Raw genomic sequence first — 11,976 nt, 5'->3', positions numbered from 1 at the left:
TAACTCCTTAAAACTGAACTAAGCCGGTAAAACCGAGGAAGGCGAGTGACATCAGACCCGCAGTGACCATACCGATAGCCGTTCCCTGAAAAGGAACAGGAACATCGGCCACGGTGATACGCTCCCGCATAGCGGAAAACAGAATCAGCGCTAGGGAGAAACCAACCGCGGCACCAAAGCCGTAAACAATCGAATCGACAAAGCCGTTCATCTTTTTGATATTCAGCAGAGCGACACCCAGTACCGCACAGTTGGTGGTAATCAGGGGCAGAAAGATGCCGAGTAATTTATAAAGCAGCGGGCTGGTTTTGCGCACCACCATTTCAGTGAACTGCACCACCACGGCGATCACCAGAATGAACGAGATGGTTTTCAGATAGGTGATTTCAAGTGGGGCCAGCAGATAGGTATACACCAAATAACTGCAAACCGATGATAGGGTTAGCACAAAGGTGGTTGCCAGCGACATGCCCATCGCTGTTTCTAGCTTGTTGGACACGCCCATAAAGGGGCAAAGGCCAAGAAACTGAACCAGTACGAAATTGTTCACTAGAACAGTGCTGATAATAATTAGCAGGTAATCAGTCATAATACTCGTTACATCATCGCCGGTATTCGTTGTACCGGAGCTGGCTGAAAATGAGAAAGTGCTAAAGTTTACCGATTTTAGCGACCTTTCGGTATAGCTTTATGGTTGATGTGCTTCAACTTTTCTGGACTTGGATCATAAAAAGCAATATGAGTGGGTCAGATTGTCTTGGCAAGGCATTATATCAGGCTGATCCGCTAAAGCTTATGGATAACATAAACTTTCTACAATACCTCGGATAAATATCAAACTGGGCGTGAACTTATGTTCAGCCCAGTTAATGGTTCATCCATCTGCGCGGAATCAGATCGCACTGTTATCGCGTAACAACTCCAGAACCGTATGGACTTGAGCGGTAACCGACGGTTGTTCACTCAGTTCAGGGCTGTTTAGATCAACCTGCAGTGCGTCTTCAGGCAGTGCGCTTGCTGCGGCATCGGTGAGTACTAATAGACCGTTTTCATTCAGCAGCGCTGCGATTGAACCGACTTCGCCTTGGTGATTGTCGTTCAACAGTACGGTAATCGCCCGTCCCTGATTGAACAGCTGTCGCTCTAGGGTGTAGAGCAGGGTGTTACGTTGCTCTTGAGTGCCACCCTGAATCGCCAGCGTGATCGCTTTCTGGCCGAAACGCTGTTCTCGTTCTGCTTGGCTGATGGTTGGGCTATGGCTGATCTGCTGGTCATTGATCAGATTACCTTCCGCATCATCTGCGGCAATCATACCGGCGGCGACTGTGATATTGCTCAGTCGATCGATCACAATAAATGAACCGGTTGTGTGGTGTGAACGGTAATCGTCGGTGACAACAGGGCGCTCTAGGGTGATTTCACAACGGCCAATTTCGTTCAGCTTCAGCGTTGCTGCTGGGTGTTGTTGTTGCGTATTAACATCGACACAGTGACGAATACTGCTGATACCACCGGCGACCGTTTGGGTGGCCAGTTTAATGTCGTACTGACGCCCAGGGATCAGTTCTTGTTCGGCCATCCAAACAACCATCGCATCAAAGCGGTTGCTAACCTGAGTCTTATCGTTGCTGTGAACAATCATATCGCCACGGCTGATATCGATCTCATCTTCGAGGGTCAGGGTGACAGCCATCGGAGGGAAGGCTTCTTGTAACTCGCCTTCATAGGAGACGATCGATTTTACACGGCTGCTTTTACCTGATGGCAAAACAGTAATCTCGTCGCCTGGGCGGACAATACCTGAACCGAGTGTGCCGCAATAGCCACGGAAGTCGAGGTTAGGACGGTTAACATACTGAACTGGAAAGCGTAACTGATCGAAATTCTGATCATTAGCGATCTCGATGGTTTCCAGATGCTCCATTAATGGCGCACCTTTATACCAAGGCATGTTGTCGCTTAGATTGACGACGTTGTCGCCTTTTAGCGCCGACATCGGCACAAAGTGGATGTCGTTTAGCTCTAAGTCAGCAGCAAAGTCTAGATAATCCTGTTTAATCTCTTCGTAGCGGGCTTCGCTGAAGTCCACCAGGTCCATCTTGTTGACAGCGACAATGGTGTGCTTAATCCCCAGTAGCGCCGTAATAAAGCTGTGACGTTTGGTTTGTACCTGCACGCCATAACGGGCATCAATCAGGATAATCGCTAGATCGCAGGTGGATGCGCCAGTCGCCATGTTGCGGGTGTACTGCTCATGCCCTGGAGTATCCGCGATGATGAATTTACGGGTAGAGGTTGAGAAGTAGCGATAAGCGACATCGATGGTAATACCCTGTTCACGTTCGGCTTGTAGGCCGTCAACTAACAGTGCGAGGTCGAGCTCTTCACCGGCATTACCGGATTTAGCGTTATCGGAGTGCAGGGCAGCGAGTTGATCTTCATAGATCATCTTTGAATCGTGTAGCAGACGACCAATCAGGGTCGACTTACCATCATCTACACTACCGCAGGTCAGAAAGCGCAGTAGTTCTTTGTTTTCATGTTGTGCCAGATAAGTTTCGATATCGCTGGCGATCAGATCGGACTGATGACTCATGATTATGTTCCGTATTCTAAAATTCTGTACAGTGCAGTAAAAGACGTTGAGTAGGCATAACGGATTAAGTGCGCCGGTGAAGGGTCTCAGCGACGCCCGCCGTTTTAGAAGTAGCCTTCCATCTTTTTCTGTTCCATTGAGCCTGCGCCATCGTTATCAATCACTCGGCCCTGACGTTCTGATGTGGTGGCTAACAGCATCTCCTGAATGATTTCAGGCAGGGTTTGCGCTGTGGATTCCACGGCACCGGTGAGCGGATAACATCCTAGGGTACGGAAGCGCACCATCTTCATTTCCGGCACTTCGCCTTCTTCGAGAGGAAGACGGTCATCATCGACCATAATCTCTACGCCATCACGGACTACAATCGGGCGCTTAGCGGCAAAGTAGAGTGGCACAATTGGAATACCTTCAAGGTAGATATATTGCCAGATATCCAGCTCGGTCCAGTTGGATAGTGGGAATACCCGGATACTTTCGCCTTTGTCGATGCGGGTGTTAAAGGTGTTCCACAACTCGGGACGTTGACTCTTAGGGTCCCAGCGATGGTTTTTATCACGGAAGGAGAATACGCGTTCTTTAGCGCGGGATTTCTCTTCATCACGGCGCGCACCACCAAAGGCCGCATCGAACTTGTATTTGTTCAGTGCCTGTTTAAGGCCCTGGGTTTTCATTATATCGGTGTGTTTCTTCGAACCGTGGGTGAAAGGGCTGATATTCATATCAACGCCTTCCTGATTGGTGTGCACAATCAGTTCCATGCCCACTTCTTCCGCCATCTTATCGCGGAAGCTGATCATCTCTTTAAACTTCCACGTCGTATCCACATGCATCAATGGAAATGGCGGCTTGCCAGGGTAGAAGGCTTTGCGTGCTAGGTGCAGCATCACGGCGGAATCTTTGCCAACGGAGTAAAGCATTACCGGATTTTCAAACTCCGATGCAACTTCGCGAATAATGTGGATGCTTTCTGCTTCCAGCTGACGCAGATGGGTCAGTCTGTGTTCCGGCAATTGACTCATATTGATTAGCTCTTCTTACATACCTGAAAAATGTCGAGGTGGCGTGGAGATGATAAATCCTAATGGATTTAGACAGCATCAATCGCGCGGCACCGTATATTGGGGGCTATTATGGCAGAACTACCTTTAAAATTAAAAAGAATATGTTGGAATGTTTTAATATCTTTTTTGCATAAGGGTGTCTGTTGATTGTGGTACTGGGAAAAAGCGGAGTCTTGTTGATCGCTTATTCCATAAAAGAATTAACAAATTAATAATTATTATTTTACGTTATAAGGCGAGGTCGCTATGATGGCATGCTCTGAATTTGCGCTATTCCGTCTGCAAGAGGACGGGTAACTTTTTATGGCAGCTGAGAACGTTGATGGAAGTAGCTTACAGCTTTGCCGGCCTGGTGGTTGGTTTTATAGTGGGTCTGACCGGGATAGGGGGTGGTGCCCTGATGACGCCGATTCTCATCGTCATTTTTGGTATTCCGCCGATTACCGCGGTGAGTACGGATTTGATTTATGCGGCGATCACTAAGTTTGGTGGCAGCATCTCTTATGCGCGCAAAAAATTGGTTGAGTGGCGGGTGGTGTTTTTGCTGCTCGGTGGTAGTATCCCCGGCGCGTTACTAACACTGTATTATCTCGATGGTTTAGATGGTCTGGAACAGATTGAACACCTGATGAATATCACCTTAGGTGTTTCATTAGTGTTAACCTCGGTGGCAGTGTTTTTTCGGGCTAAGATCCGTGCGTCAGTGGTTAAACTGGAAGGCACAGTGTTTGAGAAGCATGGGCGGCGATACCGTCCCTATGTGACATTGTTAGTGGGGATCGTCTTAGGTGGCTTGGTGACGCTCTCCTCAGTAGGCGCGGGCGCTTTAGGCACCGCGATGCTGATTTTTCTTTATCCACGGATGACCATGCAGACACTGGTCGGGACCGATCTGGTTCATGCGGTGGTGTTAACCAGTATTGCTGGTGCGGGTCATTACGGCATGGGCAGTGTCGATCTTTGGTTGCTCTTATGTCTGGTAATAGGTTCATTGCCAGGGGTATTTTTGGGCAGTCATTTTGGTAGCAAACTGTCCCCCAGGGTTATCCAGCCAATTATGGGAACCCTGTTATTAGCCATCGGTATGCGTTTTGTACTGGTGGGCTAATGGCTGGATAGTCTGAATTAAATAGAATTTCTGAATTGTAATTTTTATAGGGTGAGGGCCGGTTAGCCGGCGGTAATAGACATGTATCAATATAACGAACAGGATCAGACTCTGATCAATGCGCGGGTTGAGCAATACCGCGATCAGACCCGCCGTTTCTTGGCTGGTGAAATTCCGGATGAGGAATTCCGTGGCCTGCGCCTGATGAATGGCCTCTATATTCAGCGCCAAGCGCCGATGCTGCGGATTGCAGTGCCATATGGCCTGATGAACTCTGTACAGCTGCGTAAGCTGGCGGATATCACCCGTAAATATGATAAAAATTACGCCCACTTTACCACACGGACCAATGTTCAGTTGAACTGGCCGAAGTTGGAAGAGGTGCCGGATATTCTGGCTGAGCTGGCTGAAGTGCAGATGCATGCGATCCAGACCAGTGGTAACTGTCTGCGTAACACCACCACCGATCATTTTGCTGGCATTGTGCCAGAAGAGATTGAAGATCCACGTCCTTGGTGTGAAATTATCCGTCAATGGACCACTTTCCACCCCGAATTTGCTTACCTACCGCGTAAGTTCAAAATCGCCGTAACCGGTGGCCCTGAAGATCGTGCTGCGTCTCAGGTTCATGATATCGGTTTGCACATGGTGAAAAATGACGCCGGTGAAATAGGCTTTGAAGTGCTGGTCGGTGGTGGTCTTGGTCGTACGCCGGTGATTGGTAAATTGATCCGTGAGTTCTTGCCCAAGCGTGATCTGTTGACCTATCTCGAAGCGATTCTGCGGGTCTACAACCTTAATGGTCGTCGGGATAACAAATACAAAGCGCGTATCAAAATTTTAGTCAATGCGTTAGGTATTGAAGAGTTTAGCAAAAAGGTTGAAGCGGAATGGAACATCATTCGTGAAACCGAACTAGCGCTGACCGATGATTACATCGCTAAGATTAAAGGCTATTTTGAACCGCATCCTTATGCGGCTGATGCGGTCGATGGGTTGTCTGTGCTGGAAAATCAGCTGGCCGATGATCTTGAGTTCCGTGCTTGGTATGAACGTAATACCCGCGAGCATAAGATCGCCGGTTATCGGGCGGTGGTCATTTCGTTGAAACCTCATCTGAAGCCGCCGGGTGATATCACCGATGTGCAGCTGGATGCGGTTGCAGATCTAGCCGACACCTTTAACTTCGGTGAGATTCGCAGCACCCACGATCAGAACCTAGTGTTCGCTCATGTGGCCGCGGGTGATTTGTATACGCTGTGGCAATCATTGCGTGACCTGAATTTGGCACGCGCCAACATTGGCACCCTGACCGATATGATCGTCTGCCCAGGCTTTGATTTCTGTTCACTCGCGAACGCCCACACACTGGGCGTGGCTGAGCAGATCAATGCGAAGTTTGATGATCTCGATTATCTCTATGATATTGGTGATATCAAACTGAATATGTCCGGTTGTATCAATGCCTGCGCCCATCACCACGTGGCACACATTGGTATCCTCGGGGTTGATAAAGGCGGTGAAGATTATTATCAGATCACCCTCGGTGGTTCATCCCGCGAAGATGCTTCACTGGGTAAGATTATTGGTAAATCAGTGCCTCAAGTTGAGGTTGCCGATACCGTTGAAAAGATCCTGCAAGTCTATGTAGAAAATCGCCTTGAAGAAGAGCGTTTTATCGAGACCGTACGACGTATAGGTGTTGCACCGTTTAAGGAGAGAGTTTATGCCACTGTTAATTAATCGAACGGTTGTTGAAGACAGCTGGTTACTGGTTGACGAAGATAATCTGACGGCTCATATCAACGAAGATATTGTTGTCCCCTATGAGCTGTTTGCACAGCACCTAGACTCACTGCTTAACGCTAAGGGTAAACTCGGTGTCCGTATTAATGGTGATCAGGATCTTGATCTACTGTTGCAACACCTTGATGCCTTGTCTCTGGTGGCTATTGAGTTTCCGGCCTTTACCGATGGCCGGGGCTTTAGCTTTGCGCGGATATTGCGTCGTGCAGGGTTCACGGGGCAGATTCGTGCGGAAGGTGATGTCAGCCGTGATCGTCTCGATCATATGCAGCGTTGCGGCTTCGATGCTTTTGCTATTCCGGCTGATCGCTACAGCGATGATATTCTCAACGCATTTGGCGAAATCCCTGTCCATTATCAGGGCAGTGCCGATGATGAACGGCCTATTTTCCGCCAGTAACAGACTAGGATATGAGTCATGAGTGAGTTATTAACCGCAGAACTGGACGCTAAAGTTGCCCATACGATTGAGGTGCTAAAGCAGGCGGCGGCCGAGAATTCAGATGCGAGTGTGGTGTTTGCTAATAGTCTTGGCGCTGAAGATGTAGTGATTACTGATCTGATCAGTAAACATACGCCACAACTCGGCATGTTTGTGCTCGATACCGGCCGTTTACCGGAAGAAACACTGAAATTACTCACCGATGTGCAGGCGCTTTATGGCAACCTGAAAGTGCAGGTTTACTATCCTGAAGCGGCTGATGTCGAAGAGTATGTGCAGACTAACGGCGTCAATGCTTTCTATGAAAGTCAGGCGATGCGTAAAGGCTGTTGTTTTGTCCGTAAGATTAAACCGTTGAAACGGGCACTGGCTAACCGAGACGCTTGGATTACCGGCCTGCGTCGGGAACAGTCAGTTACCCGTGATGAGATCGGTTTTAAAGAGTTTGACGAAGGCAACGGCATCGATAAGTTTAATCCTCTAGCGGATTGGACTGAGCAAGAGGTCTGGGCCTATATTCGTGCTTACAAAGTGCCTTATAACGCACTGCACGATCAGCATTATCCGAGTATCGGTTGTGCTCCCTGTACCCGTGCGGTTGCCGAGGGCGAAGATGTTCGCGCCGGACGCTGGTGGTGGGAGAACCCTGAAACCCGTGAGTGTGGCTTACATTCAGGCGCACCGGCCGTTAAGTCTACTGAGGCTAAACCGGTCAATGTTATGGATTTTCTGCCTAAGTAAATTCATTCTGCATCATTTAAAAGAGCCCGCTATTAGCGGGCTCTTTTCTGCATCGCTTTTTTATATGCTATTTTAGATAGCAGTATTACCTTAATACCTTATCTCAGGTTATTTTACCGCGCTTGCTGAGGACGACACATTGGACTATTTGCCGTTATTTTTTAAGCTGAACGACCGGACTGCACTGTTAGTTGGGGGTGGCCAAGTGGCGCTGCGCAAGGCGAGCCTATTAACTCGGGCCGGTGCGCGGGTTATTGTGGTGGCCCACCGGGTCGAGCCGGAGCTGGTTGAGCTGATTGAGCAGCACAACGGTCAGGTCATTGTTGGGGAATATCACAGCGGTTTATTGACCGATGCTTATCTGGTGATTGCCGCAACCGATGATGATCAGCTTAACGAGCGAGTTCATTTTGATGCGGTTGAACGGAATATTCCGGTTAATGTTGTTGATAATCAGCCGCTGTGTACCTTTATTTTCCCCGCTATTGTTGATCGCTCGCCCATCGTTATCGGTATCTCCTCTGGTGGTGAGTCACCGGTGTTGGCTCGTTTGCTGCGGGCTAAGTTGGAAACCTGGATTCCACAAGGTTATAGCCGCCTAGGTAAGCTGGTTGGGCAGTTCCGGCAGCAGGTCAAAGAGACCTTTAGCAATGTCGAACGTCGCCGTATCTTCTGGGAAAAAATCCTGCAAGGTCAGGTGGCTGAAAAGGTGTTTGCCGGTCGAGATAAAGAAGCGCGAGCGTTGTTGGAATCCGCACTCGAGACCGCCGACCCTGATCATCAGGTCGGCGAAGTTTATCTGGTGGGCGGTGGCCCAGGCGATCCTGAACTGCTGACCTTTAAAGCGCTCAGGTTGATGCAGCAGGCGGATGTGGTGCTTTATGATCAGTTAGTATCACCCGCTATTGTCGATCTGTGTCGCCGCGATGCTGATCGTATCTTTGTTGGTAAGCGGCGTAATAACCACGCGGTTCCACAGGATGATATTAATGAGCTGTTGGTGAAGCATGCCCTGCAAGGGCGGCGAGTGCTGCGCTTGAAGGGAGGGGATCCTTTTATTTTTGGTCGCGGAGGGGAAGAGCTAGAAACCCTCAAACAGCATAATATCCCGTTTCAAGTGGTGCCGGGGATTACCGCCGCCAGTGCCTGTTCAACCTATGCGGGCATTCCACTGACGCATCGTAACTATGCACAGTCCGTCAGATTGGTAACGGGCCAGTTAAAAAACCGCACCTCCGATCTGAATTTTGACGAGCTAGTGCATCCCAACCAAACCATCGTATTTTATATGGGGCTGCATACGTTGCCCTCACTGTTTCAGCAGTTAATCGCCCATGGTAAACCGGCAGAGACGCCGGCGGCGATTATCTCTAACGGCACCCGTGCGGATCAGCAAGTGTTAACCGGCACCTTAAGCAGCTTGCCCGAGTTGCAAGAAAAAGCCAAACTGCCGGCGCCCGCGTTGATTATCGTCGGTGAAGTGGTGCAGTTGCATGACAATCTGGCTTGGTTTGGCGAGGAGGTTTTGCATAATCACGGCTTGATTCTGCCGGATGCCAATCCGCATTAAGTGCCGTTTGGCGTTATTTATCGGTCTGTAATTACTTTATGCACCAGAGTGGTTATGGAATAAACGGCCGATCGACAAATAGTAACTATAATGAAGGGGTCTATAGGTCGGAAGGTGGTGTTGTGCCGGAGCAAGCTAACGCAGTATTTAGCCTCGAATTGATCAACGAATGTATTCATACGCTACCTTTGTTACGCAGTGTTGCGACGCAGTTGGAACAGCGGAGTCACGAATCGGTTGATTTTTACCCGAAGGTTGCTGAACTCGCCGGTGAGGATCCTTTCCTTGCGGCCAAAATTCTCTCTGCGGCACACTCCGTTCCATGTGGTCCCCTAAAACCTGTGTATAGCATCGAAAAAGCACTCGAGCGGATCGGGGTATTTAATACGCTGGAACTGATCAAAGAGCTGACGCAGATAGATACAGAAACCATCACTCCAGGTTATAGAATCGGCTGGCGCCACTCTGTCGAGACTGCTGTCTTTAGTCGCTTTCTGGCGAACAATATATCTACTTTCAATGTGAGTGCTGATCTGGCCTATATGGCGGGGTTGCTGCATGATATTGGCCGTTTTATTCTGTTAAAGATGGCCCTCGATGCGGGTATTAGCGTTGAAACTGGGAGTTGGAGCTCGCTCGATGAGTTGCCTGAGATTGAGTTGCAGCAGTATGGCTTTACACATACCGAAGTGGGGTATATCGCGGCGCAATGCTGGAACCTCCCTCGAACCCTAACCAATGTACTGCGTTTTCATCAACACTATGATCTGTGGGAATTTAAAACGGTTTCGCTACCGTTTAAACAGTTGATGACCGTTGTTCAGTTTGCTGACTTTCTTAGTACGTTACTGATTAAAAATCCAGAGTGGCCCGCTTGGTCAACTACACAGCTAAAAGGTTTCATTACCGAACACTGTATACATGTTGCTTGGCCTGAGATCGATTTTCCGGTTGAATTATTGGCCGAGCAGCTGCCCGCTTTATCAGAGCAGTGTCAGCGGCTAGTGATTAATGCTGAGAAAACACCGGAAGTGGGTGATCTCTGATTATGATGGTGCGATTAATGCTGTCTGCTTTGGAGTCAGAGGAAGGTCGATCTTAAAGTATGCGCCGTGATTATTGGGTAGGCATTGGATTTGGCCTCTCAATAGCTGGCTGACTAAGTTATACACAATATGCATACCCAAGCCGCTGCAGCCTCGGTTGCGCTTGGTGGTCATAAAGGGCTCAAAAAGCCGCGTATGCCAACCCTCTGGAATACCCACGCCATTATCTCGATACTCAATCTGCATTCGGTCGGCATAAGGGGTAATCGTCATGGTGATTTTGCCACCGGTTTTGTTGTCAAAACCGTGTAGTAGTGAGTTAAGTATTAGGTTGGTAAAAATCTGATAATAGCCGCCGGGGTAGCTGTTGAGTATAAGTTGGGCAGGCCCCTTTATACTGATATCTGGATTGGACTGCTTTAATTTGGGTCTTAACGAGTGCTGGATTTCATCAAGGTATTGAATCAAATCAAAGCGGCGGCATTGTTCACTTGCTTGGTCGACAGACACCTGTTTAAAGGAACGAATGAGTTGAGCGGCACGTTCTAGATTTTGGCAGATCAATTGGCTACTTTCGACCGCCGTTTGGGCGAGCGGATTATCCTGATGTTGTTGTTGATAAAGTTGTGCTTGATCGGCGAGGAAGGAGGCGGCGGTATAACCGATGCCAATCGGTGTATTAATCTCATGGGCGACCCCAGCGACTAAACCGCCCAGTGCCGCCAGTTTTTTCGATTCGACCAGTTGTTGTTGCGCTTCTTGTAGTTTTTCTAACGTAGCCCGTAGCTCTTCGTTACTCTGCTCTAACGCTTGGGTGCGATCGAGTACGCGTTGTTCCAGTTCGGCGTTTAAGCGGGCCAGTGAGCGCTCGGCATCCTCCCGTTTACCCATATCAGTCAGCATGGCTTGGCGCATGTTGTTCATCGAATTGGCAACCTGACTCAGTTCATCCTCACTTTGACGTGGTTTACGTTTCAAAACCAGTGGGGTATTCAGTTGATCAAGTTTGAGTCGCTGGGCGTATTGCGCCATAGTGCTTAGGTGACGGGTAACCAGCTGATTAAATAGAGCCAGAATAAAGATCGATACCAGAAAGGTTTTGATGCCTTGCGAGGCGAGAATCAATAGCACTTTATCGGCGAGGCGATTGTAAACTTCATCTAGGCTGACGATAAGAGTCAGATCACCCACGTTAACCGCTGCGTTACTGCTATCGGTGTAATTCAGGGCATAATGTCGTTCGACCGTTGCGCCGACATCGGGTTTATCCCCAGCGGTATATTGATCGCCAAACTGAGATTTGAGTTCCAGATAACGGACATCGGGTAACTGCAAGATGCCATCCAACTGCACCTGAATCTGAGTCGGACTGATCTCCCATAGACTGTTGGCCAAGCTGTTGAGTGAACTCGCTTCAATCTGTTGCAAGCGCTCCTCGATGGCCGACCGCTCATAGCGATAATCGAGCCAGAGTTGGGTGGCGGTGGCGACTAGGGTAATGACGGAGCTGTAGAGCAAAATCGCGGCCAGCAGGCGTAATCCCAACGGCTTTTGGTTGCACAGTTCGTAAAAACGTTGGCTTAGGGACGATCTATTCAACTGG

Annotated in this window: 10 protein-coding genes; 6 read left to right on the top strand and 4 right to left on the bottom strand. The window is 49.0% G+C overall.

The window, feature by feature from the left end:
- Positions 1-7: 7 nt before the first annotated feature.
- The 3 genes from rsxA to cysD form a co-directional block, all read right to left on the bottom strand.
- Complete coding sequence (rsxA, locus tag KO512_RS07965; RefSeq protein WP_215951799.1) at positions 8-589, bottom strand: electron transport complex subunit RsxA; 582 nt, start codon at positions 587-589, stop codon at positions 8-10.
- 303 nt (positions 590-892) lie between these two features.
- Positions 893-2,596 (bottom strand): sulfate adenylyltransferase subunit CysN, encoded by a 1,704-nt coding sequence (cysN, locus tag KO512_RS07960; RefSeq protein ID WP_215951798.1) that lies wholly within the window; start codon positions 2,594-2,596, stop codon positions 893-895.
- Between the two features lie 104 nt (positions 2,597-2,700).
- A complete protein-coding gene (gene cysD / locus KO512_RS07955) occupies positions 2,701-3,618 on the bottom strand; it encodes a sulfate adenylyltransferase subunit CysD (RefSeq protein ID WP_436792274.1) in 918 nt (305 codons plus the stop codon).
- Between the two features lie 364 nt (positions 3,619-3,982).
- On the opposite strand from cysD, the gene KO512_RS07950 reads away from it, so the two are divergent.
- The 6 genes from KO512_RS07950 to KO512_RS07925 all read left to right on the top strand — a co-directional run bounded on the left by KO512_RS07950 (position 3,983) and on the right by KO512_RS07925 (position 10,373).
- Complete coding sequence (locus tag KO512_RS07950; RefSeq protein WP_215951797.1) at positions 3,983-4,768, top strand: sulfite exporter TauE/SafE family protein; 786 nt, start codon at positions 3,983-3,985, stop codon at positions 4,766-4,768.
- An 81-nt stretch (positions 4,769-4,849) separates the two neighbouring features.
- The gene (locus tag KO512_RS07945; RefSeq protein ID WP_215951796.1) at positions 4,850-6,511 is read left to right on the top strand and encodes a nitrite/sulfite reductase; all 1,662 of its coding nucleotides are present in this window, start codon (positions 4,850-4,852) and stop codon (positions 6,509-6,511) included.
- Positions 6,495-6,974, top strand: a complete 480-nt coding sequence (locus tag KO512_RS07940; protein ID WP_215951795.1) for a DUF934 domain-containing protein — start codon at positions 6,495-6,497, stop codon at positions 6,972-6,974. Before KO512_RS07945 ends, KO512_RS07940 begins: the two co-directional genes overlap by 17 nt.
- 18 nt (positions 6,975-6,992) lie before the next feature.
- The gene (locus tag KO512_RS07935) at positions 6,993-7,757 is read left to right on the top strand and encodes a phosphoadenylyl-sulfate reductase (protein ID WP_215951794.1); all 765 of its coding nucleotides are present in this window, start codon (positions 6,993-6,995) and stop codon (positions 7,755-7,757) included.
- A 139-nt stretch (positions 7,758-7,896) separates the two neighbouring features.
- On the top strand, positions 7,897-9,327 hold the full coding sequence (cysG, locus tag KO512_RS07930; protein ID WP_215951793.1) for a siroheme synthase CysG: 1,431 nt from the start codon (positions 7,897-7,899) through the stop codon (positions 9,325-9,327).
- 122 nt (positions 9,328-9,449) lie between these two features.
- The gene (locus tag KO512_RS07925) at positions 9,450-10,373 is read left to right on the top strand and encodes an HDOD domain-containing protein (RefSeq protein WP_215951792.1); all 924 of its coding nucleotides are present in this window, start codon (positions 9,450-9,452) and stop codon (positions 10,371-10,373) included.
- On the opposite strand, the gene KO512_RS07920 is transcribed toward KO512_RS07925, so the two are convergent.
- Positions 10,374-11,972, bottom strand: a complete 1,599-nt coding sequence (locus KO512_RS07920) for a sensor histidine kinase (protein WP_215951791.1) — start codon at positions 11,970-11,972, stop codon at positions 10,374-10,376.
- Positions 11,973-11,976: the final 4 nt, after the last annotated feature.

The organism is Amphritea atlantica (genome assembly GCF_018860855.1).
GTDB lineage: Bacteria > Pseudomonadota > Gammaproteobacteria > Pseudomonadales > Balneatricaceae > Amphritea > Amphritea atlantica_A.
This window is presented reverse-complemented; position numbering and strand designations above follow the sequence as displayed.